Genomic DNA, 23,330 nt, shown 5'->3' on the forward strand with positions numbered 1-23,330 from the left:
CGCACGTGATCGGCCTATCGCCCGCCGCGGGCGCGTAGCATCGAGGCACAAGGAGGGAAGACGACAATAATGAGCACCCAGACCCCGCAACGGCCCGAGTCGCCGGGGCTGCGCATGGGACGCCCCTTCGGCATCCCCGTCTACGTCTCGCCGACGTGGCTGATCGTCGCGGCGTTCATCACCTACAGCTTCCAGCCGCAGGTGGCGGAGGGCCTCCCGGGCAGGGGCACCCTGGTCACCTACCTGGTCGCGTTCGTGTTCGCCGTCTTCCTGTACGTGTCGGTGCTGCTGCACGAGCTGGCGCACTGCGTGGTCGCGCGCCACTTCGGGCTGCCCGTGCGCCGCATCACGCTGTACCTCCTCGGCGGGGTCTCCGAGATCGAGCGCGAGCCCGAGACCCCTCTGCGGGAGTTCATGGTCGCGTTCGCCGGCCCTCTGCTCTCGCTCGGGCTGGCGGGCGTCGGCTGGGTCGCCAGCGGGTTCATCCCGCAGGGCACCATCATCCACGTCCTGGTGTTCCAGCTCTGGGTCTCCAACCTCATCGTCGGCGTGTTCAACCTGCTTCCCGGTCTCCCGCTGGACGGCGGCCGCATGCTGCGCGCCGGTGTGTGGAAGATCACCCGAAGCTCCGGCTCGGGCACCATCGCCGCGGCCTGGTTCGGGCGGGGCCTGGCCGTCGCGCTGGTCGCCGTGCCGCTGCTGCTGTCGCTGATGACCGGCCAGGAGCCGGGCTGGGAGCCGCTGATCTGGTCCGTGCTGCTGGCCTCCTTCATCTGGATCGGCGCGAGCCAGTCGCTGCGCGTCGCCAAGGTGCGCGCCCGCATGCCGCAGGTCCAGGCCCGCACGCTGGCGCGGCGCGCGATCCCGGTCACGGCCGAGGTGCCGCTGGCCGAGGCGATGCGCAGGGCCCAGCAGGCGGAGGCCGGTGCCATGGTCGTGGTCGACCACGACGGGCACCCGATCGCCATCGTCAACGAGTCGGCGGTGGCGGCCACGCCCGAGCAGCGGCGGCCGTGGGTGACCGTCGGCTCGCTGGCGCGCAGCCTGGAGCCCTCGCTGGTGCTTCCCGCCGACCTGTCGGGAGAGTCCCTGCTCGACGCCATGCGCGGCTCGCCCTCGGGCGAATACCTGCTGGTGGAGGGCGGGGGCGAGGTGTTCGGCGTGCTCGTCACCGCCGACGTCAACCGCCTCTTCTCGGGGGTCTGACCGCCCGTCCCCGGTGCCCCCGTCCGGAATCGGACGGCCCGCGGCTCCGCCGCCCGCGCGTCCTCTCAGGAAGAGGACGCGGCGCACGCCTGATTTGTTTAGTTCGCACGCGCCGGTGCAGGTAGGACATCTGCGGCGGTTTTTGCTACGGTCCGGTGCCATTGGAAGCGTTTCCGGCCTCGTCCCGCCCACCACCGCCCTCCGGCCCCGGTGCGCGATCGTCCGGATATGTGTTTGGCTGGTGGCGGGTGGGGCCGGCGCGGGCGCCGTTCGTCCGGTCGTGTTGCCCGGGGAGGAGAGTTCTGTGACGGAGCAAGGCGTGGGGGTGGTGCGCCCGCTCCCCGGCGACGGGCTGATCGCCCATATGGGCGGCCTGCTGCTGGTGTGCGACGCGGCCGACGCCGTGGCCGACGACCTGGTGGCGGCGGTGCGCGAGACCGCGGCCGCGGGAGGGGACGGCCGGGCGCTCGCCCGGCGCGCCGCCCAGGTCCTGGCGCGGACGATGACGGCCGAGCCGATCGCCTGCGCCGTCGCCGGCCGCACGGGCGGCGGCATCGCGGTGCTGGTCTCCGGGGACGCGCAGGCGTCCATCACCGGGCCGGGCACCGACGTGCACCTGGACGGCAAGAACGCCCTCACCTGGACCGACCGCCTCGTCACCACCCCGGTGACCTCGGTGGAGCTGCGCCTGCCCGGCGCGGGGCGGCCGCTGCGGCAGAGCAGGCTGGACTCGGGGGTGATCCCCGGCGGCGGCGTCGTCTCCGACCTCGGCGAGGACGCGGGCGCGCAGGCAGGCGGGCCCTCCCGCTCGCCGGCCGAGTCCTCCCGTCCCGCGCCGCCGGCCGAGCCGTCCCATGCGGCTCCGGCGGGCGCCGGCCCGTCCCCGGTGGTCTCCGAGCCCGCGCCGTCCTCCTACGAACCGTCCTTCGAACCCGCGCCCTCCTCCTACGAGCCGTCCTTCGGGTCCGCGGCGCCCTCCTACGAGCCCTCCTTCGGGGGCGAGCCGTCGGGCCCGCCGTTCGGCCAGGGCCACGGCCCGGCCGAGGGCCCGCCGCCCGTCACGCCCCCGCCGCCGGTGAACGTCCCGCCGCCTCCGTCCGACCTGTCCGGCCCGCCCCTGCGCGAGTACGAGCAGCCGCCCGCGCTGCTGACCGACCCCGAGATGCCCCACGCGGGCAGGGGAGGTCACGGCCCGGGCGAGCAGGAGTTCGACCCCTTCCTGCTGCACCCCGAGCCTCCCGGGGAACACGCGGGCGCGCCCGGGTCGATGCTGGAGCCGACCGAGATGGGCCCGACCCCCGAGCCGCCGAGCCGGCCTATGGTCTACGGCGTCGACTGCCAGAACGACCACTTCAACGACCCGCGCGTCCCCTACTGCGCGGTGTGCGGCGTCGCCCTGGTGCAGCGCAACCTCGTGCCGTACAAGGGCGAGCGGCCGCCGCTCGGGGTGCTCCTGCTCGACGACGGCGTGGCCCTGACCCTCGACGCCGACTACCTGCTCGGGCGCGACCCCGACCGGGCGCCCGAGGTGACCTCCGGAGAGGCCCGCCCGGCCCGGGTGACCAGCCCGGACGGCTCGGTCTCGCGCCGCCACCTGCGGGTGCGGCTCGACGGCTGGGACGTCAACCTGCTCGACCTCGGGTCGGTCAACGGCACGCAGGTCCAGCCGCCCGGCGACCCGAACTTCTACGACATCCCGCCGAACGAGCCGGTGCCGATCCTGCCGGGCACCACCGTGCGCATCGGCGTCTCGCGCACCATGCGCTACGACTCCCACCGCCAGGCCTGACCGCCCCGGGCACGGCGGGGGCGGTGGACGACGGCCGGGCGCGCCTGAGAGGGCCGCGCCCGGTCCTACCGCCCGTCCTCGCGGGCCTCCGAGGCGGGGGCGGAGGTGAGACCCCCGCGGGCGCCCTCGCGGGCGCTGAGCGCGGCACGGCCGATCACGCCGATGAGCTCCTCCTCGCTCAGCACGCGCGGCTCGCCGATCATCTTGGCCTGGACGTAGACCGCGCACAGCCACTCCAGCAGGCGCGCGCCCTCCAGGGCCTGCGCGAGGTCGGCGCCGAGCGCCACGGCCCCGTGGTTCTGCATGAGGGCGGCCTGCCGGCCCGTGAGCGCCTCGCGGACGTGCGCGGCCAGCTCGGGGGTGCCGTAGGTCGCGTACGGGGCGACGCGGACGGCGCCGCCGAGCAGCAGCGCGTTGTAGTGGATCGGCGGCAGCTCGGTCATCGTCGTGGAGACGACCACGGCGTACCGGGAATGGGTGTGCACGACGGCCGTGGTGCCGGTGCTCTCGTAGATCGCCAGGTGCATGGGCACCTCGGAGGACGGGGGGTGCGTGCCCTCCACCATCTCGCCCGACAGGTCCAGGACCGGGCAGTCCGCGGGGGTCAGCTCGTCCAGGGCGACCCCGCCGGGTGTGACCGCGACCAGGTCGCCTTCGCGCACGCTGATGTTGCCGGACGTGCCGAGCACCAGCCCGTCCCCGACCATCCTGCGGCCGGTCTCGCACAGCCGCTCGCGTTCCTCGGCGAGTTTCATACCGTCCCCGTCCCCGGCCCGGTCCCGGTGCCCGGCGGGCCGGGCGTGGCGAGGCGGTCCAGCTCGGACGTCATCAGCCGCCGCAGCGTCCCGGGGGAGACGCGGTCGGGGTACAGCAGCCGGTGGGCGCTGAGCCCGTCGACCAGCGCCAGCAGCCGCTCGGCGACGTCGTCCAGGTCCTCGCCGCGGGCGATCTCGCCGGCCGCCGCGGCGGCGTCGAGCAGGGTGCGCACCAGGTGGCGCAGCTCGGCGGCCTCCTCGCGCTGGACCTCCAGCAGCGTCCCCCCGGCCAGGCTCCTGCCCCAGAATCCGACCTCCAGGGCGGTCTCGCGGGCGCGCTCCTCGTCGAGGGGCAGGTTGTCCAGCAGCAGCTCACGCAGCGCGGACAGCCCGGTGCGCCCGGCGAGCTTGGCCTTCAGCCGCCGCACGATGTGGCGGTGGGACGCGCGCAGCGCCGACAGCAGGATGTCGTCCTTGTCGGTGAAATAGTGGGTGAGCACTCCGTTGGAGTAGCCGGCCTCCCTGGCGATGGCACGGGTGGTGGCCGCCTCGATGCCCTCGCGCAGGATCACCCTGCGGGCGGCGTCCACCACCTCCTCGCGGCGCACCTCGTGATCGACGATCTTAGGCATCTCTCGTCCCTTCGGTCAAAGGCTTGACATTTTAGTCGGACGCCCGTCTATTATCCGGCAATCCCGGCACACCGAAGAAGGAAGCGCCATGACCGTCCTCACGCTCGGGGTCCACATCGTGGACGTGCTCGCGAGGCCGGTGGAGTCCATCCCCCAGGGGCAGGACACACACCTGCTGGAGCAGATCCGCCTCACCGCCGCCGGCGCCGCCGCGGGGGTCGCCGTCGACCTCGCCAGGCTCGGCGTGCCGGTCGCCTCGGCCGGGGCGGTCGGCGGCGACGAACTCGGCGACTTCCTGCTCATGATCATGGCGCGGCACGGCGTCGACGTGAGCGGCGTGGTGCGCAAGCCGGGGGAGCAGACCGCCGCCTCGATCCTGCCGATCCGCCCCGACGGAGGCCGCCCCTCCTTCCACGTGCCCGGCGCCAACCTCGGCCTCTGCCTCGCCGACCTGGACCCCGGCCTGCTGACCCGGGCCCGGGTGGTGCACCTCGGCGGCATGGACGCGACCTGGGGCCTGCACGACCCGGCCTTCCACGACCTGCTGCGCGCGGCGCGCGAGGGCGGCACGCTCGTCACGATGGACCTGCTGTCCAACATGCCCGACCTCATGCCCGCCACCCGGGCCTTCCTGCCCTACGTCGACTACTTCCTGCCCAACGAGGAGCAGGCGCTGATGATCAGCGGGGCGTCCGAGGTCGAGGAGGCCGCCCGGCGGCTGCTGGAGGAGGGGCCGGGCGGGGTGCTCGTCACCCTCGGCGCGGAGGGCAGCCTGGTCGCCACCGCCTCGGGCACGGTGCGCGTCCCCGCGCTGGACGTCGCCGTCGTCGACACCACCGGCTGCGGGGACGCCTACTGCGCCGGGTTCATCGCCGGCCTGCTCGACGGCCGGGACGTCACGGAATCGGCCCGCCTCGGCACCGCCGTCGCCGCCAGGGTCGCCGGCGGCCTCGGCTCCGACGCGGGCCTGGACGGCACGACCGCCGGGGAGCTCGGCCTCCTCCACGACCGCGCCGGCTCCGCCCACGGCATCGAAGGGATCTGAGAGCACATGGCAGAGAACATCTCCGGCCGCGACGCCTCCCTGCGCGAGAGGGCGGCCAGGGTGGTCCCCGGCGGCATGTACGGCCATCTCAACGCCGCGATCTTCACCCCCGCGTACCCGCAGTTCTTCGTCCGCGGCGAGGGGTGCCGGCAGTGGGACGCCGACGGGCGTGAGTACGTCGACCTGATGTGCAGCTGGGGGCCGGTGATCCTCGGCCACCGCCACCAGGCGGTCGAGGCCGCCGCGGCCGCCCAGCGGGCCTCGGGGGACTGCCTCAACGGGCCCGGCCCGGTCATGGTGGAGCTCGCCGAGCTGATGGTGGACACGATCCCGTCGGCCGACTGGGTCATGTTCTCCAAGAACGGCACCGACGCCACCACCCAGGCGCTGATGGTCGCCCGCGCCGCCACCGGCCGGGCCAAGGTGCTCCTCGCCCACGGCGCCTACCACGGCGCCGACCCCTGGTGCACCCCGAGCACGGCCGGCACCACCCCCAGCGAGCGCGCCGACCTCGTCGAGTACCCCTACAACGACCTCGCGGGGGCGGAGGCCGCCGCCGCGTCGGCGGACGGCGACGTCGCCGCGATCATCGTGACCCCGTTCAAGCACGACTCCTTCGAGGACCAGGAGCCCGTCGACCCGGCGTTCGCCCGCGGCCTGCGCGCGCTCGCCGACCGGATCGGCGCCGCGCTGGTGATCGACGACGTCCGCGCGGGCTTCCGGCTGGACCTGCGCGGCTCCTGGGAGCCGCTCGGCGTCCGGCCCGACCTGACGGCGTGGAGCAAGGCCATGGCCAACGGGTACGCCATCGCCGCCGTCACCGGGACCGACGCGCTGCGCGGCCCCGCCCAGACCCTGTACTCCACGGGCTCGTTCTGGTTCTCGGCCGTGGCCATGGCCGCCGCCAAGGCGACCATCGAGACCCTCCGCGACATCGACGGCGTGGCCCTGATGGAGCGGGCGGGCGCCCGGCTGCGGGAGGGTCTCGCCGCGCAGGCGGCCGCGCACGGGTTCGCCGTCCGCCAGACCGGCCCCGTGCAGATCCCGTGGCTGTCCTTCGAGGGGGACGCGACCCTGGAGAAGGGCATGTTCTGGTCGGGCGCGTGCCTGGAGGAGGGCGTGTACCTGCACCCGTGGCACAACTGGTTCATGTCCGCGGCCCACACCGACGCCGACATCGACCGGGCGCTCGCGGGCACCGACGCGGCCTTCGGCAGGCTGCGCGCGAAGTTCGGCGCCGACTGACCGCCGAGGGCGCCCCGGGCCCGGCCATCGAGGGGGCGCCCCGGGCCGGGGTCAGCCGCGCAGGCGGACCCACTGGATGTCGTCGTGGCGGGTGCCGTCGGCCGCGGGCAGCAACGATCTGATCACGGCCTCCCGGGTGAACCCGGCGCGCTGCAACACGCGCTGGGAGGCCGTGTTGCCCGTCGCCGTGCCCGCCACCAGCCGGTGCAGCGGCGTGGCGGCGTACGCCCACTCGGCCAGCAGGTTCACGGCCCGGGTCATGAACCCCCGGCCGCGGAACCGGCCCAGCAGGCTGTATCCGATCATGGCCTGGCCGATCGGCGGGGCGACCTGCATGAGCTGGATGTGCCCGGCGAACGCCCCGGTCGCGGCGTCCCTGACGCTCATCTCGGCGCGCTCGCCCGCCAGCCACCACGTCCCGGTGTACCGGCAGCGGCGGACCGTCTCCTCGCGGTCGGGGATCTGCGGCGGCACGCTGTAGATGTAGGAGTCCGGCTCGCTCGCCATCTCCTGGTAGGAGTCCACGTCGTCCATGGTCAGCGGCGCCAGGAGCACCACGCCGTCGCTCAGCGACCCGCCGGGCAGGCCGGGCAGGTAGGAGCGCTGCGGCTCGCCGGGGTCCCGGGCCAGGCGGGCGAAGGCCACCATGTCGACGTGGCCACCTCCGCGCCGCGGGCCGGCGTCCCGCAGGACGCCCTCGCGCCGGTAGCCCGCGGCCATCGCCACGCGCTGGCTGACGACGTTCTCGACGTCGGCGAGGATCGAGACCCGGTGCACGCCCTGGGCGAACGCCCATTCGGTCAGTGCCCGCACCGCCGCCGTGGCCACACCCCGGCCGCGCGCCCAGGGGGCGACGAGGTATCCGATCTCGCCCGCGCCGCGCGCGTCGAGCGGCTTCAGTTCGATGTCGCCCAGCCACTCGCCGCCGGCGGCGTCGGCCATGACGAAGGACGCGCCGCCAAGATCCCAGACGCCTGGGGACAGCTCGGTGATGAAGGCGAGGGCGTCGTCGAGAGCATAGGGCTGGGGGAGGGCCGGCAGGAAGTCTGCGGTCTCCGGGGCCGAGCAGGCTCGGGCGATGGCTTCGGCGTCGTCCTTCACCGGCATGCGTAGTACGATCGGCCCTGCGTGGATGGTGTCGCGGGGGAGCATGTTCCAGTGCTATCAGCATCGGGACGCCGAGGGCGAACGCTTATCGCAGCGGCCCCGGTCACCCCACAAGGCTCGCCGTCCATCACCGGTGGGTCGCGCGCGAGTATAGCCTAGCGGGCATGGGTTTTCGCAGGCACGGGCCGTTCCGGCCCGGTGATCAGGTTCAGCTCACCGACCCCAAGGACAAGCGTCACACGGTGACGCTGCGCGAGGGCGCGCAGTTCCACACGCACAAGGGGTCCATCCCGCACGACGACCTGATCGGCCTGCCCGAGGGCTCGGTCGTCCGCTCCTCCGGGGGGACGTCCTATCTGGCCTTCCGCCACCTGCTGGAGGACTACACGGTGTCGATGCCGCGCGGCGCGGCCGTCGTCTACCCCAAGGACTGCGCGCAGATCGTCGCCATGGCCGACATCTTCCCCGGGGCGCGCGTCGTGGAGGCCGGCGTCGGCTCCGGCGCGCTCACGTGCTTCCTGCTCCGGGCGGTGGGCGAGTCGGGCACGGTCACCTCCTACGAGCGGCGCCAGGATTTCGCGGACGTCGCGCGCAAGAACGTCGAGAAGTTCTACGGCGGCCCCATGCCGCAGTGGCGGCTGGTGGTGGGCGATCTGGTGGCGTCCCTGGACGAGCAGGACGTCGACCGGGTGATCCTCGACATGCTGGCTCCGTGGGAATGTGTGGACGCGGCGGCCAAGGCGTTGACCCCAGGGGGTGTGATCTGCTGTTATGTCGCGACGACGACGCAGTTGTCGCGTACGGTGGAAAGCCTCCGTGATCACGGAAGTTTCACCGAGCCGCATTCGTGGGAAACCTTGGTCCGCGACTGGCATGTCGAAGGGCTCGCCGTGCGACCCGGCCACCGCATGGTGGGTCACACGGGGTTCCTCGTCACGTCTCGTCGCATGGCGGACGGCGTCACGCCCCCGCCGAGGCGGCGGCGTCCTGCCAAGGGCGCTTATGGGGAGGATTCGGCCATATGACGTCTGGAATCCACGTGTGGCGTTTCGGTAAACAATCATGGCCAGTGGCATCGCCGGGGAACAGAACCGCTTCCGTAGCTGCTTACTAGCAATGAGCGGCCAATAGGGCCCTAAACGCTGAACACTGGATGTAATGACACGAACACTCCCCGGCCAGGTTACGGATGCCCCCGAGATAGGTAGGGTCTTGAGTAGTCGCCCTCGACTGGGAAGGAGGTGACTGTGGCAGCTCGCGAGGACGCTGAGGCTCGAGCCGCCCAGCGCGAACGGGAGGTCGCCGACCTCACAACTCAGGTCTCCTTCCTCCAGGAGGAGATCACCGCGTTGCGCCGGAAGCTGGCCGAGTCCCCCCGGCAAGCCAGGGTCCTGGAGGAACGACTTCATGAGGTGCAGGCCAATCTGGCCGCCGTCACCGGTCAGAACGAAAGGCTGGTGGCCACCCTCAAGGAGGCCAGAGACCAGATCGTCGCCCTGAAGGAGGAGGTCGACCGGCTGGCGCAGCCGCCGTCCGGTTTCGGCGTGTTCCTGGAGGCCCGCGACGACGGCACCGTGGAGGTGTTCACCGGCGGCCGCAAGCTCCGCGTGAACGTCAGCCCCGCGGTCGACGTCGAGTCGCTCAGCCGCGGCCAGGAGGTCATGCTCAACGAGGCGCTCAACGTGGTCGAGGCGCTCGGCTACGAGACCGTCGGCGAGATCGTGATGCTCAAGGAGCTGCTGGAGGACGGCCGGCGCGCGCTGGTCATCTCGCACGCCGACGAGGAGCGCGTGGTCCGCCTCGCCGACTCCCTGCTCGACCAGCCGATCCGGGCGGGCGACTCGTTGCTGCTCGAGCCGCGCTCGGGCTACGTCTACGAGCGCATCCCCAAGTCCGAGGTCGAGGAACTGGTGCTGGAGGAGGTCCCCGACATCTCCTACGAGGAGATCGGCGGTCTTTCCCGGCAGATCGAGCAGATCAGGGACGCCATCGAGCTGCCCTACCTGCACGCCGACCTGTTCCGCGAGCACCGTCTGCGCCCCCCCAAGGGCGTGCTGCTGTACGGCCCCCCCGGGTGCGGCAAGACCCTCATCGCCAAGGCGGTCGCCAACTCCCTGGCCAAGCAGGTGGCCGAGAAGACCGGGCAGTCCGGCAAGAGCTTCTTCCTCAACATCAAGGGTCCCGAGCTTCTCAACAAGTACGTCGGCGAGACCGAGCGGCACATCCGCCTGGTCTTCCAGCGGGCGCGTGAGAAGGCCTCCGAGGGCACGCCGGTGATCGTGTTCTTCGACGAGATGGACTCGATCTTCCGCACCCGGGGCTCGGGCGTCTCCTCCGACGTCGAGAACACCATCGTGCCCCAGCTGCTGTCGGAGATCGACGGTGTCGAGGGCCTGGAGAACGTCATCGTCATCGGCGCCTCCAACCGCGAGGACATGATCGACCCGGCGATCCTGCGGCCCGGCCGCCTGGACGTCAAGATCAAGATCGAGCGGCCGGACGCCGAGGCGGCCAAGGACATCTTCTCGAAGTACATCACCGCCGACCTGCCCCTCCACGGGGAGGACGTGACCGAGCACGGCGGCTCCCGTGAGGCCACCGTCCAGGGCATGATCCAGCGGACCGTCGAGCGCATGTACACCGAGAGCGAGGAGAACCGCTTCCTCGAGGTGACCTACGCCAACGGCGACAAGGAGGTCCTGTACTTCAAGGACTTCAACTCCGGCGCGATGATCCAGAACATCGTCGACCGTGGCAAGAAGATGGCGATCAAGGCGTTCCTGGAGACCGGGCAGAAGGGCCTCCGCATCGCGCACCTGCTCGCCGCCTGCGTGGACGAGTTCAGCGAGAACGAGGACCTTCCCAACACGACCAACCCCGACGACTGGGCGCGCATCTCCGGAAAGAAGGGCGAGCGGATCGTCTACATCCGCACCCTCGTCTCCGGCAAGCAGGGCACGGAGGCCGGGCGGTCCATCGACACGGTCGCCAACACCGGCCAGTACCTCTGATCTGATTGACAACCGGCATGCGACGGCGTGGTTCCTCAAGGGGCCGCGCCGTCGCCGTTTCCCTCAGGGGCGCGCGGGCAGCGGACCGGAAGGTCCCACCGCCCGCGCGACGGTCTAGGCTCGTGATTACGGGCCACGCGACGGCGGTGGTCCGGGTGCGAGAGAGCACAGATGAAGGGCTGGCAGCGTGACGGTACGGCGGGTGATGGGCATCGAGACCGAGTACGGGATTTCCGTACCCGGGCAGCCGGGCGCGAACGCGATGGTGACCTCCTCACAGGTGGTCAACGCCTACCTGGCGGCCTCGGCCGCGCGGGCGCGCCGCGCCAGATGGGACTTCGAGGAGGAGAACCCACTTCGTGACGCCCGAGGCTTCGATCTGGCCCGTGAGATCGCCGACCCAACGCAACTGACCGACGAGGACCTCGGGCTGGCCAACGTCATCCTGACCAACGGGGCGCGGCTGTACGTCGACCACGCCCACCCGGAGTACTCCACCCCCGAGTGCACCAACCCGCGCGCCGCGGTCATCTGGGACAAGGCCGGCGAGCGGGTCATGCACGACGCCGCGGTCCGCGCCTCGGCCATGCCGGGGAACGCTCCCATCCAGCTGTACAAGAACAACACCGACAACAAGGGCGCGTCCTACGGCTGCCACGAGAACTACCTCATGCGCCGGGCCACCCCCTTCGCCGACATCGTCCGCCATCTGACGCCGTTCTTCGTCTCGCGTCAGGTCGTCTGCGGCGCCGGCCGGGTCGGCATCGGGCAGGATTCCCGGGGCGAGGGCTTCCAGATCAGCCAGCGGGCCGACTTCTTCGAGGTCGAGGTCGGCCTGGAGACGACGCTCAAGCGGCCGATCATCAACACGCGCGACGAGCCGCACGCCGATCCCGAGAAGTACCGCCGCCTGCACGTGATCATCGGCGACGCCAACATGTCGGAGATCTCCACCTACCTCAAGCTGGGGTCCACCGCGCTCGTGCTCGCCATGATCGAGGACGGCTTCCTGACCGGCGACCTGTCGGTCGAGAGCCCCGTGGCGGCGCTGCGGGCGGTCTCCCACGACCCGGCCTGCAAGCACGAGGTCACGCTGCGCGACGGCCGCAAGATGACCGCCGTGCAGCTCCAGATGGAGTACCTGGAGCAGGCCCGCAAGTACGTCGAGGACCGCTTCGGCTCCGCCGTGGACGACATGACCAAGGACGTCCTCAACCGCTGGGAGTCGGTGCTCACCCGCCTCGCCGAGGACCCGATGCAGCTCTCCCGGGAGCTGGACTGGGTGGCCAAGCTGGAGCTGCTGGAGGGCTACCGCACCCGCGACGGGCTGGCCTGGTCCCACCCGCGCCTCCAGCTCGTCGACCTGCAGTACTCCGACATCCGTCCCGACCGCGGCCTGTACAACCGGCTGGTGGCCCGCGACCGCATGCAGCGCCTGGTGACCGAGGAGGACGTCCAGCGGGCGATCGAGCTGCCGCCGAACGACACCCGCGCCTACTTCCGCGGCCGGTGCCTGCGGCAGTACAGCGAGTCGGTGGCCGCCGCGTCCTGGGACTCGGTGATCTTCGACATCCCCGGCCGGGAGTCGCTCCAGCGCGTGCCCACCCTGGAGCCCCTGCGCGGCACCAAGGCCCACGTCGGCGAGCTGCTCGACCGCTGCCGCACCGCCGCCGAACTCGTGAGTGCCCTGACCGGCGAGAAATGAGCAGGTGAAGGGGGCCGCTCAGGCCCCCGTGAACGTTCCGTCCCGGCGCCCGCGATCTACATTGTAAAGGCGCCGGGCGGGAACAGGCCGCTGCCGGTCAGGCGCATCGGCGGGACGGCGATGCCCTCCTTGCGCAGGATCTCCGAGAGCAGCAGGGCGGCCTGGTCGCTGGTGAGCCGCTCCACGGGGTCGTCGTGCAGCAGCCCTTCCAGCAGCCCGCGGAGCGCTCCGGCGCGCCGCGAGGGCCGCGCCTCCTCGGGGGAGCGGTCCGTCAGGATGTCCCCGCCCGTGGCCGGCGGGCGGCCCTCCACCGAGAAGTACAGCGTCGCCCCGAACGACCACAGGTCGGCCGCCTGGGTCGCCGGATGCCCGCGCAGGCGCTCGGGCGCGATGTAGCCGGGCGAGCCGACGATCGGCATGGTGTTGGTGTGGGTCGACGGCTCGCCCTGGAGCACGGCGATGCCGAAGTCGCTGAGCACCACGCGCTCACCGGTGAGCAGGACGTTGCCGGGCTTGATGTCGCGGTGCAGCACGCCGGCGGCGTGGGCGTGCCGCAGGCCGCTCAGCAGGTGGAAGCCGATCCACGCCGTCCAGTGGACCGGCAGCCGGCCGAGGTGCCACGCGGTGGCCTGCAGGGTGAGCGCCTCGACCAGCTCCATGACGATCCAGAGCCGGCCGTCCTCTTCGAGCAGGTCGTGCACGGTGACGATCGCGGGATGGCTGAGCCGCGCCGCCGACCTCGCCTCGCGCAGCGCGTGGCGCCGGGCCGTCCGGACGTCGAACTCCTCGTCGTGCCGGCTGGGCCGCAGCTCCTTGATCGCGACGTCGCGCGCGAGCCGGCGGTCGTGCGCCCGCCAGACGATCCCCATTCCCCCTTGGCCCAGCGGCGAGATCAGCCGGTATCGATCTCCGAGCAGCTGCGCTTGGTCCGCTCTCATGTCACCCGTTCACAGTCGGCATCCTGCTCTGCCCCCACAGCCGCTCTATTTTTCCGTCTCTGACGGCATAACTACGGACGGATCACCGGAGAATGCCCAAAGGGTCGGGTAACGATCTGGTCTACACGAGCCCGATGCCCAGGGTCAGCGCGGCCGCCGCCAGGCACGAGCCGCCGAGGCCGGTCAGCCAGATCAGCTTGTTCGGCCGCGTGTCGCCCGGCCGGACGACCGACAGGAAGAACCCGAGGGGCATCAGGATCGGCGCGGCGACGAACAGCACGCGCACGAGCGTCCTGAGCCCGCCGCTCAGGTCGGCCTGGTCGACGTAGAGCAGCGCCAGGAGGGCGAACATCACCAGGACGCCCGCGTGGGCGTGCCCCGCTCGCCACAGGCCCCGGCGCACCGGGTTGTCCAGGTAGCCGGGCGTGCGCCGGCCGATGAAGGACAGCAGGCCGGCGCCGCCGATCGCCACCGTGGGGACGGTGATCAGCACGATGCCCGCGGTCCTGGAGGAGGCGGGGGACATGGCGGGCAGAGGGGATGACATCTGGAGAGCGTCGGCCATTACGGACGCGGCGAATGCTGCGGACACGGTTTCCTCCTCATTGGACAGTGGCCCTATCTAATCATTGGATAGGGCCACTGTCTACCGGGTGTGAAATCAGTCCATTTCTGCTGATTTGCCATGGCCCCCACCGGGGAGGTTGTCTGACAGAACGGCCTCCTCCAGCCGGTCTCGCGTAGATCGCAGGATGATCCGCGCGAATTGTCGTCCGGTTCGGGGAAGATATGAGTCAGATGCGTCCCCCAAGCGGAGGTACCACATGGCGACGAAGGACACCGGCGGTCAGAAGCACACCAGTCGGCAGGAGTCCGAGGTCGAGGAGACCGAGGCACAGGCGTCTTCGGACGTCCAGGAGCGTCAGGAGAAGCTCAGCGACGACGTCGACGCGATCCTCGACGAGATCGACGAGGTCCTCGAGGAGAACGCCGAGGAGTTCGTCCGCAGCTACGTGCAGAAGGGCGGCCAGTAGGCGGCCGGTTCACGGCGAGCACGTGGCGGCACGCGGCGAGCGGCCGGCACCGCGCTCGGCGAACCCGCTCCGCCCCGGCCGACGCGCGCCGGGTCGGCCTACCCGGCCGGCGCGACCCACCAGGGCGGAGCGGCAAATGCTCGTCGCGATCCGCGGCGGGCCCTCTGACGGCATGAGCGGTGAAGCGTGACCCACTGAGGCGAGTTTCGACCGAACCGACGACCATGTCCGGCCGGACGCGGGCGGCGTGGAGCACCCGCTCCTCACCACCCCGGAAACCTGGCGGACATGTCCCCATATACCCCTAAGTACGGGCCGTCCCGACCCCGCCGGCGCCCCGCCCTCAGCACGGGCGGCGCCCCGACCACCCCCCGCGGCCCGCCGAGCCACCGGCTCACGTCCGGAAGGCCGATCCCGCGGTGGCGCGTGCCCGGCGCGCGGCCGGCCTTCCGGCGACGGATCTTCAGCGGACGTGCACCGGCGCGATCTCGAACGCGCGCAGCGGCAGACGCCCACGCGGGCGCGCAGACCAGGCGTGGAGGCGTACGTGTTCGTATGTCACGACAACTCGACAATTACACGCCCTGTCTGCGCCGTAAAGAATATTTTTGTGGAAGATGAGGCTTGATGGGCTAAAGCGGTTCGCGCTGAGCTGATCGTGGGAAGTGCAACCACGACAGCACCACGAGTAGGGTCGGCGTAGAAGCCTGAAGGTCCTTTGGAGGGAGTCGCGTGGCAGCACAGCCGGGCTGGATGAGCAACCTGTTCCTGGACACTGGGTCGACATCGTTCACCGAGTTCGTCGGGTCGTACGCTCCAGGGCTGCTCCCGGGGCGGCTTGAGATGACCGCGGGCGGTGGCGGCGGTGGCGGCGTGGCCGACCGCATCCCGCACGCGACCACCATCGTGGCCGCGACGTTCGCGGGCGGCGTGGTGATGGCCGGCGACCGGCGGGCCACCGCGGGGAACTACATCTCCCAGAAGGACATGGAGAAGGTCTTCCGCACCGACGAGTACTCGTGCATGGGCATCGCCGGCACGGCGAGCACCGGCATCGAGCTGGCCCGGCTCTACTGCGTCGAGCTTGAGCACTACGAGAAGCGCGAGAGCCGCACGCTGTCGGTCGAGGGCAAGGCCAACCGGCTGGCCACCATGATCCGCGGCAACCTGCCGATGGCGATGCAGGGCATGGTGGTCGTGCCGCTGTTCGCCGCCTACGACGAGGACCGCGACTCCGGCCGCATCTTCAGCTACGACGTCGGCGGCGGGCCCTACGAGCAGCAGAGGTACGCCTCCATCGGCTCGGGCTCGCTGTTCGCGCGCGGCGCGCTGAAGAAGCTGTACCGCGACGGCGCCACGTCCGACGAGACCATCCTCGCGTGCGTCCACGCCCTGTACGACGCCGCCGACGACGACTCGGCGACCGGCGGCCCCGACGTCACCCGCAAGATCTGGCCGCTGGTGGCCGTGATCGACGCCGACGGCTTCCGGCGCCTGCCGGACGAGGAGGTCGAGGGGTTCGTCCGCCAGGTCCTCGACGTCCGCATGGCCGACCCCGACGGACCCACCGCCCCGCTGCGCTAGTCACAACCCACGGCCACGAGAGGATCACCACCGGTGTCCATGCCCTTTGGATATGTGTCCCCAGAACAGGAGATGCGGGACAAGGCCGATTTCGCGCGGAAGGGCATCGCGCGCGGCCGCAGCGTCGTGGTGCTGCAGTACGAGAACGGCATTCTGTTCGTCGCCCCCAACGCGTCCCGGGCTCTGCACAAGATCAGCGAGATCTACGACCGCATCGGCTTCGCGGCGGTCGGCAAGTACAACGAGTTCGAGGCGCTGCGCCTCGGCGGCATCCGCTACGCCGACATCAACGGCTACACCTACGACCGCAGCGACGTCACCGCACGGGGGCTGGCGAACCTGTACGCCCAGTCGCTCGGCATGGTGTTCACCGAGTCTCGCAAGCCGTACGAGGTCGAGCTCGTCGTCGCGGAGGTCGGCGACACCGCGGAGGGCGACCAGATCTACCGCCTGACGTTCGACGGCTCGGTCACCGACGAGCACGGCTTCGTGGTCATGGGCGGCGTCGCCGACGCCGTGGCGGCCCGCCTGAAGGACCGCTTCCGCGAGGGCCTGACGCTGACCGAAGCCCTGGACGCCGCCCTGGCGGCGCTGACCGAGCCGGGCGGCGAGCGTCCGCCGGTCTCCCAGCTGGAGGTCGCCGTGCTGGACAGGTCGCGCGACCACCGCAAGTTCCAGCGGCTGACGGGCCCGCGCCTGGAGCGGCTGCTCGGCGGCGCGCCCGCCGGGGACGCCGCGACGGCCGAGCCGTCGGAGCAGGAGGAGGGGGCGGGCGGTCCGGCGACCGCTCCGGAGGGCGACATCGACACCGGGTCCGGTGCGTGACGCCGTCCTGACGCCCCCGCCGTCGCGGTCCGGTCCGCGCCGATCCTGACCGATGTTCGTCCCGGTCCCCGTCCGCGAGAGGGGGCCGGGACGCGGCGTTTCCGGGGCAACGCTCCGGTAAGGGGGCGCTCTCGTTGTCGTCTAGTGACAATATTGGCCGGTGTCATATTATGCGACGACATTGAGAGGAATGTCCTGATTGCACCATGCTCTCGCCATGCAGCCAGCCATAACCCTGGACGACGTCGCCCCGCTCGCGCGCGGGTGCGCCGTGCTGGGCACGGGGGGCGGCGGAGACGTCCGGTCGGGGGCGCTGGCCGCCGCGCGGGCGATCCGCGAGCACGGTGAGGTGCCCCTGGTCACCCTGGCCGACCTCGACGCCGACGCCCTCGTCGTCCCCCTGTCCGGCATCGGGGCCCCCACGGTCAGCCACGAGATGATCCACGCCGAGGCCGAGCCCGACCGCATCCGCGACGAGATCGAGCGCCTCTTCGGACGCCCGCCCGCCGCCGTCATGTCGTCCGAGATCGGCGGGTCCAACGGCGTCGCACCCGTGGCCTGGGCCGCGCGCCTCGGCGTCCCCCTGCTGGACGCCGACGGCATGGGCCGCGCGTTCCCCGAGGTGCAGATGGTCTCGATGTACGTCGCCGGGCTGCCCGCCAACCTGGTGATCATGTCGGACGTCGTCGGCAACGTGGTCACCATCCGGCCCGTGGACGGGCTGTGGGCCGAGCGGATCGCCCGCGCCGTCTGCGTCGCGGCCGGCTCCAGCGCGCTGATGGCCGACTACGTCCTCACCGCCCGCGAGGCCCGCGGCGCGGTCATCGAGGGCACGGTGACCCGGGCCATCGCGGTCGGCAGGTCCACCGACGGCGCCGCCGACCCGCTCGCGGCCCTGCGCGAGACGCTCGGCGCCGAGCTGCTGATCGGCGGCAAGGTCACCGACGTCGCCCGGCGCACCGCCGGAGGCTTCGTGCGCGGCACCGTCACCGTCGAGGGCGTGGCCGGGGACCGCGGCCGCACGCTCACCCTGGAGATCCAGAACGAGAACCTCGTCGCCCTGGAGGACGGCCGGGTGCTCGCCATGGTCCCCGACCTGATCACGGTCGTGGACACCCAGGCCGCCACGGCCGTGCAGACCGAGGCCCTGCGCTACGGCCAGCGCGTCAGCGTCCTGGCCTGGCCCTGCGACCCGCTGTGGCGCACGCCGAAGGGGCTGGCCACCGCGGGCCCCCGGGCGTTCGGCTACGACCTCGACTACGTCCCCGTGGAGCGGAGCGCGCGCGTGAACGGCGGCACCCGGGAGGCGGCCCGATGACGCTCCGTATCGGCATCGACGTCGGCGGCACCAACACCGACGCCGCCGTCCTGGACCGCTCCGACCGCATCGTCGCCCGAGCCAAGCGGCCCACCACCCCCGACGTCACCGGCGGCCTGCGCGCCGCCCTGGCCGCCGTGCTGGACGAGCTCGGCGACCGCGCCGGCGCCGTCACCCGCGTGATGCTCGGCACCACCCACGCCACCAACGCCATCCTCGAACGTCGCGCCCTCGGCCGGGTCGCCGTCCTGCGGCTCGGCGCCCCGGCCACCACCTCGATCCCCCCGCTGGAGGACTGGCCGGACGACCTGCGCCGCGCCGTCGCCGCCGGGGCCGCCATCCTGCCCGGCGGGTACTTCGTGGACGGCCGCCCGATCGCGCCCCTGGACGCCGGCGCGGTCAGGCGCTTCCTCGCCGGGACCGCCGCCGCGGGCCCGGTCGAGGCCGTCGCCGTCACCGGCGTCTTCAGCCCCGCGAGCGCCGACCAGGAGCAGCGGGTCGCCGAGATCGTCCGCGCCGAGCTGGGCGAGTCCGTCGCGATCAGCCTCAGCCACGAGATCGGCTCCCTCGGCCTGCTCGAACGCGAGAACGCCACCGTGCTCAACGCGGCCCTGTACGGCGTCGCCCGCGACGTCACCGCCGCCCTGCGCGTGGCGCTGGAGGAGCGCGGCCTGGCCGTCGAGACCTTCTTCGCCCAGAACGACGGCACGCTCATGGCCGTCGACTACGCCGCCCGCTACCCCGTGCTCACCATCGGCTCCGGGCCCGCGAACTCGCTGCGCGGCGCCGCGTTCCTGTCGGGCGTGGGCGACGCCATCGTGGCCGACGTCGGCGGCACCTCGACCGACCTCGGCGTGCTCACCGGCGGCTTCCCCCGTGAGTCGGCGGCGGCCGTCGAGATCGGCGGGGTCAGCACGAACTTCCGCATGCCCGACATCCTGTCGGTCGCCCTCGGCGGCGGCACCGTGGTCGGCGGCGGCCCACAGAGCGGCGGGGACGGCGCCGCGCTCGGCCCGCGCTCGGTCGGCTACCGCATCACCGAGGAGGCGCTCGTCTTCGGCGGCGCCACCCCGACCATGACCGACGCCGCCGTGGCCGCCGGGCGCGGCCGGGTCGGCACCCACCCCGTGACGGCGGCCGAGCGGCTGGCCCGCGCCGTGCGGCTCGCGGACGAGATGGTGGTCGACGCCGTGGACAGGATCGCCCTGGGCAAGGCGGACCGGCCGCTCATCGCCGTGGGCGGCGGCGCGTTCATCCTGCCCGACGCGCTGCCGGGCGTCGGCGAGGTCGTCCGCCCGAAGGACGCCGAGGTCGCCAACGCCGTCGGCGCGGCCATCGCCCTGGCCAGCGGCCGGTTCGAGACGATCGCCCCGGCCGGCGCCGGCCGGGCCGCGGCCGTCGAGCGCGCCAAGGAGGAGGCCGCCGCGCGCGCCGCCGCCGCCGGCGCCGACCCGGCCCGCGTCCGGATCGTCGAGCTCACCGAGATCCCGCTCAGCTACCTGCCCGAGTCGGCCGTGCGCGTCCACGTCAAGGCCGCGGGCCCCCTGACCTGAAAGAGAGGACCCCATGATGCGCTGGCACAAGGGCCTGGCCGCCGTCGTGGCCGCCGGCTCGCTCGCCCTCACCGCCGCCTGCGGAGGCGGCCAGGTACGCGGGGCGCAGGGCGGCGGCACCCCGCAGGCCGGCTCCGCGTCCGGTGCCGCCGACGCGACGTTCGTCTACGTCCCCAACCTCGACGTCGTCACCGACTGGGACCCCGCGACCTCCTACTCCAACGAGATCATCGCGATGGAGAACATCTACGAGTCGCTGACCCGCTACGACCCCCAGGCCAAGAAGGCCACACCCCGCCTGGCCACCTCCTGGAAGTCCTCCTCCGACGGCAAGACCTGGACGTTCACCCTGCGGCCCGGCGCGAGATTCCACACCGGCAAGCCGGTGGACGCCGCCGCCGTCAAGGCCTCGATCGAGCGCACCAAGAAGGAGGCCGGCGGCCCCGCCTACATCTGGGACTCCGTCGAGTCGATCAAGGCCGGCGACCCCGCCACCGTCGAGTTCACGCTCAAGTACCCGGCGCCGCTCGACCTGATCGCCTCCTCCGACTATGGCGCCTACGTCTACGACACCACCGCCGCGGGCGACCTCAAGGCATGGTTCGGCGAGGGGCGCGACGCCGGGTCCGGCCCGTACACGATCGACGGCTGGCAGAAGGGCAAGGAGACCGAGCTCACGCTCAAGGCGTTCGACGGCTACTGGGGCGGCTGGTCCGGCCCCCACTACAAGCGGGTCGAGTTCCGCGTCACCCCCGAGATCACCACCGCCTGGCAGCTCCTCCAGCGCGGCGAGGCCGGGTTCGTCCAGCGGCTGAACCCCCAGCTGTTCGCCCAGGCGTCCTCGCAGGGCGCGCAGACCTCGCAGACCGCCTCCTTCCAGAACCTGCTCGCCCTGTTCAACACCGAGAGCGGCCCGCTGAAGGACGTCCGGCTGCGCAGGGCCGTCCAGAAGGCCATCGACTACGACGGCCTGGTCGCGGCGCTCAAGGGATCGGGCGTCAAGGCCAGCGGCCTGGTGCCCGAGGGTCTGCTCGGCCACGTGCCCGGCCGCGAGCCCGTCCAGGACCTCGCCGGCGCCGAGAGCCTGCTCAAGGAGGCCGGGTACGGCCCCGGCGGCAAGAGCCTCACGCTGACCATGACCTACGCCCAGGGCGACGGCGACCAGCAGCTGCTCGCCACCCTGCTCGGCTCGGCCCTCGACAAGCTGAACGTCAGGCTGGAGGCCAAGCCGCTGCAGTGGAACACCCAGTGGGACCAGGGCAAGTCGGCCGACCCGTCCAGGCGCCAGGACATCTTCGTCATGTACTGGTACCCGGACTACGCCGACGCCTACTCCTGGTTCTTCAACGTGTTCCGCAGCTCCGAGCAGCCCGCCTTCAACCTGTCCTACCTCAAGGACGACCAGGTCGACCGCGAGATCGACGCCCTGCCCGCGCTGACCGCCACCGACAGGGCCGCCGCCGAGAAGGCCTACGCCGGCCTCCAGGCCCGCATCATCGACGAGCATGCCGCCGTCGCGGTCCTGTTCACCCAGAACTACCAGCGCGCCTACGCCAAGAGCGTCCAGGGCTATGCCGACAACCCGGCCTACCCGAACGTCGTGTTCGTGTACGACCTGAAGCCCGGCGCGTGAGGGGTGGCCCGGTACCTCGCCCGTCGCCTCGGCCAGGCCGCGCTGGTCGTGGCCGGGGTGATCGCCCTCACCTTCGTGGTCACGCGGCTGGTCCCCGGTGACCCGGCCGTCGCCTACGCGGGCCCGAAGGCGAGCCCGGCCGAGCTGGCCGCCGCCCGCGCGCGGTTCGGCCTGGACGACTCGGTCCCGGCGCAACTGCTCGCCTACGTCCGTGACCTGCTGTCCGGGGACTGGGGTACCAGCCTGCACACCCGCAGGCCGGTGGCCCTGGACCTGGCCACTGCCTTCCCCGCCTCGCTGGAGCTGGTCGGCGCCGCGCTGCTCGCGGCCGTCGTGATCGGCGTCCCCGTCGGCGGGCTGGCCGCGCGCCACCGGGGGAGGGGGCCGGACCTCGGCGTGCGCGTGTGCTCGGTGCTCGCGGTCTCGGTGCCCGTCTTCTGGCTGGCCCTGGCCGTGCAGACCGTCTTCGCCAGCAACCTCGGCTGGTTCCCCGTCGCCGGCGAGTACGACAACGCGCTCGACGCGACCAGCCCCCTGCACGTCTACACCAACATCACGGTGGTGGACGCCGCGATCACCGGCAACTGGCCCATGCTGACCAGCACCCTGTCCCATCTGGTGCTGCCCGCGCTGGTCGTCGCCGCCTACCCGGCCGGGCTCATCGCCCAGATGACCCGCGCCGCGCTCATCGAGGAGGCCGGGCACGACCACGCCCGCATGGCCCGCGCCCTCGGGTTCGGCGAGACCGCGGTGCTGACCCGGTTCGCGCTGCGGCCCGCGCTCAACCCCGTGCTGTCGCTGATCGCCCTGGTGTTCGCCTACTCGGTGGTCAACGGCTTCCTCGTCGAGGCGGTCTTCAACTGGCCGGGCCTCGGACGCTACGCCGCCGACTCCATCAGATCCCTGGACACCCCGGCCATCGCGGGGGTCACCCTGCTCGTGGCCCTGCTGTACGTTCTGGCCAACCTCGTCGTGGACCTGTTCCAGGGCGTGATCGACCCGAGGGCGAGGGCCCGGTGACCACGCCATGACCACGCTCGCGCTCCGCCGCACCCCGCTGCGCAGGCTCGGCGACCTCGCGCGCGCCGACGTCCTGGCGGCGGTCGGGCTGGTCGTCCTGGTGCTCATCGTGCTGGCCGCGCTGCTGGCGCCGTGGATCGCCCCCTACCCCGACGACGGCGGGGCGGCCACCCACCCCGCCGAGGCGCTGCTGCCGCCCGGCGGCGACCACTGGTTCGGCACCGACCAGGTCGGCCGGGACGTGCTCAGCCGGGTGCTGTTCGGCGCGCGCACCTCCCTGTTCATCGCGGCGGCCGTGCTCGTCGTCGCGGCCGTGGCCGGGGTGGCGCTCGGCGTGGTGGCCGGGTACGCGGGCGGCTGGGCCCGGGACGTGATCATGCGGATCACGGACGTGTTCCTGGCCTTCCCCGCGCTGCTGCTGTCGCTCGCGCTGGCCGTCGTCCTGCAACCCTCGGTGACGACGGTGGTCGTCGCCATCGCCGTCACCTGGTGGCCCTGGTACGCGCGGCTGACCGCGTCCGTCGCCGCCTCCGTGGGCCGGCGCGGCTACATCGACGCCGCCCGGTGCCTCGGCGTGCCGGCCCCGTTGATCATCGTGCGGCACGTGCTGCCGAACTCGCTCACGCCCGTGCTGGTGCAGCTCTCGCTGGACGGCGGGGGAGTGATCCTCACCGCCGCCGCCCTGTCCTACCTGGGGCTCGGCGCCCACGAGCCCACCGCCGAGTGGGGGCTGATGGTCGAGCAGGGCCAGACCCTGTTCACCACCGACTGGTGGGTGGTCACCTTCCCGGGCCTGGCGATCCTCGTGACCGCGTTCGCCTTCAACGTGCTCGGCGAGGGGCTGCGCGCCTCGCTCGACCCCCACAGGAGGCCGCGATGACGTCGTACGAGCCGCGCCCGCCGGAAGCACCGGAGGTCGTGCCGGGCGGA

20 protein-coding genes are annotated in these 23,330 nt (G+C 72.2%); 15 read left to right on the forward strand and 5 right to left on the reverse strand.

All coding sequences use genetic code 11. From position 1 onward, the window contains the following. The first annotated feature begins 69 nt into the window (after positions 1-69). Both DQ384_RS19465 and DQ384_RS19470 read left to right on the forward strand, forming a co-directional pair. Positions 70-1,206: a site-2 protease family protein gene (locus DQ384_RS19465; RefSeq protein ID WP_245966607.1), complete on the forward strand. Its 1,137-nt coding sequence runs from the start codon at positions 70-72 to the stop codon at positions 1,204-1,206. Positions 1,207-1,510: 304 nt separating this feature from the next. After that, entirely contained in the window at positions 1,511-2,995 is a 1,485-nt protein-coding gene (locus tag DQ384_RS19470; RefSeq protein WP_114030266.1) for an FHA domain-containing protein, read from the forward strand. Positions 2,996-3,060: 65 nt separating this feature from the next. On the opposite strand, the gene DQ384_RS19475 is transcribed toward DQ384_RS19470, so the two are convergent. Then, entirely contained in the window at positions 3,061-3,750 is a 690-nt protein-coding gene (locus DQ384_RS19475; RefSeq protein ID WP_114030267.1) for a class II aldolase/adducin family protein, read from the reverse strand. Next, positions 3,747-4,382, reverse strand: a complete 636-nt coding sequence (locus tag DQ384_RS19480; RefSeq protein WP_114030268.1) for a TetR/AcrR family transcriptional regulator — start codon at positions 4,380-4,382, stop codon at positions 3,747-3,749. The genes DQ384_RS19475 and DQ384_RS19480 overlap by 4 nt, the downstream gene beginning before the upstream one ends. A gap of 88 nt (positions 4,383-4,470) precedes the next feature. Here DQ384_RS19480 and DQ384_RS19485 point away from each other — a divergent pair, with 88 nt between their 5' ends. Together DQ384_RS19485 and DQ384_RS19490 are read left to right on the forward strand one after the other, a co-directional pair. After that, a complete protein-coding gene (locus tag DQ384_RS19485; protein WP_114030269.1) occupies positions 4,471-5,427 on the forward strand; it encodes a carbohydrate kinase family protein in 957 nt (318 codons plus the stop codon). Between the two features lie 6 nt (positions 5,428-5,433). After that, on the forward strand, positions 5,434-6,672 hold the full coding sequence (locus tag DQ384_RS19490; protein WP_114030270.1) for an aminotransferase class III-fold pyridoxal phosphate-dependent enzyme: 1,239 nt from the start codon (positions 5,434-5,436) through the stop codon (positions 6,670-6,672). A gap of 51 nt (positions 6,673-6,723) precedes the next feature. On the opposite strand, the gene DQ384_RS19495 is transcribed toward DQ384_RS19490, so the two are convergent. Further along, complete coding sequence (locus tag DQ384_RS19495) at positions 6,724-7,779, reverse strand: GNAT family N-acetyltransferase (protein WP_114030358.1); 1,056 nt, start codon at positions 7,777-7,779, stop codon at positions 6,724-6,726. Between the two features lie 164 nt (positions 7,780-7,943). Here DQ384_RS19495 and DQ384_RS19500 point away from each other — a divergent pair, with 164 nt between their 5' ends. From DQ384_RS19500 to dop, 3 genes are all read left to right on the forward strand, one after another. Continuing rightward, positions 7,944-8,804: a tRNA (adenine-N1)-methyltransferase gene (locus DQ384_RS19500; protein ID WP_114030271.1), complete on the forward strand. Its 861-nt coding sequence runs from the start codon at positions 7,944-7,946 to the stop codon at positions 8,802-8,804. Between the two features lie 222 nt (positions 8,805-9,026). Continuing rightward, positions 9,027-10,790 carry a proteasome ATPase gene (arc, locus tag DQ384_RS19505; RefSeq protein WP_114030272.1) on the forward strand — a complete coding sequence of 588 codons (1,764 nt, stop codon included), beginning with the start codon at positions 9,027-9,029 and terminating at the stop codon, positions 10,788-10,790. Positions 10,791-10,977: 187 nt separating this feature from the next. Next, a complete protein-coding gene (gene dop / locus DQ384_RS19510; RefSeq protein WP_114030273.1) occupies positions 10,978-12,495 on the forward strand; it encodes a depupylase/deamidase Dop in 1,518 nt (505 codons plus the stop codon). A gap of 56 nt (positions 12,496-12,551) precedes the next feature. Here the strand turns inward: dop and DQ384_RS19515 are convergent, their stop codons facing one another. Both DQ384_RS19515 and DQ384_RS19520 read right to left on the reverse strand, forming a co-directional pair. Continuing rightward, positions 12,552-13,433 (reverse strand): serine/threonine-protein kinase, encoded by an 882-nt coding sequence (locus tag DQ384_RS19515; RefSeq protein ID WP_114030274.1) that lies wholly within the window; start codon positions 13,431-13,433, stop codon positions 12,552-12,554. Positions 13,434-13,554: 121 nt separating this feature from the next. Then, positions 13,555-13,980, reverse strand: coding sequence for a DUF8059 family membrane protein (locus DQ384_RS19520; protein WP_245966608.1), 426 nt, complete (start codon positions 13,978-13,980; stop codon positions 13,555-13,557). Positions 13,981-14,257: 277 nt separating this feature from the next. Between DQ384_RS19520 and DQ384_RS19525 the strand changes: the two genes are divergently transcribed. The 8 genes from DQ384_RS19525 (at position 14,258) to DQ384_RS19560 (ending at position 23,280) form a co-directional block, all read left to right on the forward strand. Continuing rightward, positions 14,258-14,467, forward strand: a complete 210-nt coding sequence (locus DQ384_RS19525) for a ubiquitin-like protein Pup (RefSeq protein ID WP_114030275.1) — start codon at positions 14,258-14,260, stop codon at positions 14,465-14,467. A gap of 753 nt (positions 14,468-15,220) precedes the next feature. After that, entirely contained in the window at positions 15,221-16,051 is an 831-nt protein-coding gene (gene prcB / locus DQ384_RS19530; RefSeq protein WP_114030276.1) for a proteasome subunit beta, read from the forward strand. A 39-nt stretch (positions 16,052-16,090) separates the two neighbouring features. Beyond that, positions 16,091-16,876, forward strand: coding sequence for a proteasome subunit alpha (prcA, locus tag DQ384_RS19535; RefSeq protein WP_114030360.1), 786 nt, complete (start codon positions 16,091-16,093; stop codon positions 16,874-16,876). Between the two features lie 217 nt (positions 16,877-17,093). Continuing rightward, a complete protein-coding gene (locus DQ384_RS19540; RefSeq protein ID WP_114030277.1) occupies positions 17,094-18,194 on the forward strand; it encodes an S-methyl thiohydantoin desulfurase family protein in 1,101 nt (366 codons plus the stop codon). Continuing rightward, positions 18,191-19,747 (forward strand): hydantoinase/oxoprolinase N-terminal domain-containing protein, encoded by a 1,557-nt coding sequence (locus DQ384_RS19545; RefSeq protein ID WP_114030278.1) that lies wholly within the window; start codon positions 18,191-18,193, stop codon positions 19,745-19,747. Before DQ384_RS19540 ends, DQ384_RS19545 begins: the two co-directional genes overlap by 4 nt. A gap of 13 nt (positions 19,748-19,760) precedes the next feature. Then, positions 19,761-21,380: an ABC transporter substrate-binding protein gene (locus DQ384_RS19550; RefSeq protein ID WP_245966609.1), complete on the forward strand. Its 1,620-nt coding sequence runs from the start codon at positions 19,761-19,763 to the stop codon at positions 21,378-21,380. Between the two features lie 3 nt (positions 21,381-21,383). Next, positions 21,384-22,400, forward strand: a complete 1,017-nt coding sequence (locus DQ384_RS19555; RefSeq protein WP_114030279.1) for an ABC transporter permease — start codon at positions 21,384-21,386, stop codon at positions 22,398-22,400. Positions 22,401-22,407: 7 nt separating this feature from the next. Next, entirely contained in the window at positions 22,408-23,280 is an 873-nt protein-coding gene (locus DQ384_RS19560) for an ABC transporter permease (protein ID WP_114030280.1), read from the forward strand. Positions 23,281-23,330: the final 50 nt, after the last annotated feature.

Source organism: Sphaerisporangium album, from assembly GCF_003323745.1.
GTDB lineage: Bacteria > Actinomycetota > Actinomycetes > Streptosporangiales > Streptosporangiaceae > Sphaerisporangium > Sphaerisporangium album.

Excerpts from the sequence above, each read along its gene's own strand:
- DQ384_RS19465 (WP_245966607.1), top strand. The coding sequence starts at position 70 with ATGAGCACCCAGACCCCGCAACGGCCCGAGTCGCCGGGGCTGCGCATG.
- DQ384_RS19475 (WP_114030267.1), bottom strand. The coding sequence starts at position 3,750 with ATGAAACTCGCCGAGGAACGCGAGCGGCTGTGCGAGACCGGCCGCAGG.
- DQ384_RS19480 (WP_114030268.1), bottom strand. The coding sequence starts at position 4,382 with ATGCCTAAGATCGTCGATCACGAGGTGCGCCGCGAGGAGGTGGTGGAC.
- DQ384_RS19485 (WP_114030269.1), top strand. The coding sequence starts at position 4,471 with ATGACCGTCCTCACGCTCGGGGTCCACATCGTGGACGTGCTCGCGAGG.
- DQ384_RS19490 (WP_114030270.1), top strand. The coding sequence starts at position 5,434 with ATGGCAGAGAACATCTCCGGCCGCGACGCCTCCCTGCGCGAGAGGGCG.
- DQ384_RS19495 (WP_114030358.1), bottom strand. The coding sequence starts at position 7,779 with ATGCCGGTGAAGGACGACGCCGAAGCCATCGCCCGAGCCTGCTCGGCC.
- DQ384_RS19500 (WP_114030271.1), top strand. The coding sequence starts at position 7,944 with ATGGGTTTTCGCAGGCACGGGCCGTTCCGGCCCGGTGATCAGGTTCAG.
- DQ384_RS19515 (WP_114030274.1), bottom strand. The coding sequence starts at position 13,433 with ATGAGAGCGGACCAAGCGCAGCTGCTCGGAGATCGATACCGGCTGATC.
- DQ384_RS19520 (WP_245966608.1), bottom strand. The coding sequence starts at position 13,980 with ATGTCATCCCCTCTGCCCGCCATGTCCCCCGCCTCCTCCAGGACCGCG.
- DQ384_RS19525 (WP_114030275.1), top strand. The coding sequence starts at position 14,258 with ATGGCGACGAAGGACACCGGCGGTCAGAAGCACACCAGTCGGCAGGAG.
- prcB (WP_114030276.1), top strand. The coding sequence starts at position 15,221 with ATGAGCAACCTGTTCCTGGACACTGGGTCGACATCGTTCACCGAGTTC.
- prcA (WP_114030360.1), top strand. The coding sequence starts at position 16,091 with ATGCCCTTTGGATATGTGTCCCCAGAACAGGAGATGCGGGACAAGGCC.
- DQ384_RS19540 (WP_114030277.1), top strand. The coding sequence starts at position 17,094 with ATGCAGCCAGCCATAACCCTGGACGACGTCGCCCCGCTCGCGCGCGGG.
- DQ384_RS19545 (WP_114030278.1), top strand. The coding sequence starts at position 18,191 with ATGACGCTCCGTATCGGCATCGACGTCGGCGGCACCAACACCGACGCC.
- DQ384_RS19550 (WP_245966609.1), top strand. The coding sequence starts at position 19,761 with ATGATGCGCTGGCACAAGGGCCTGGCCGCCGTCGTGGCCGCCGGCTCG.
- DQ384_RS19560 (WP_114030280.1), top strand. The coding sequence starts at position 22,408 with ATGACCACGCTCGCGCTCCGCCGCACCCCGCTGCGCAGGCTCGGCGAC.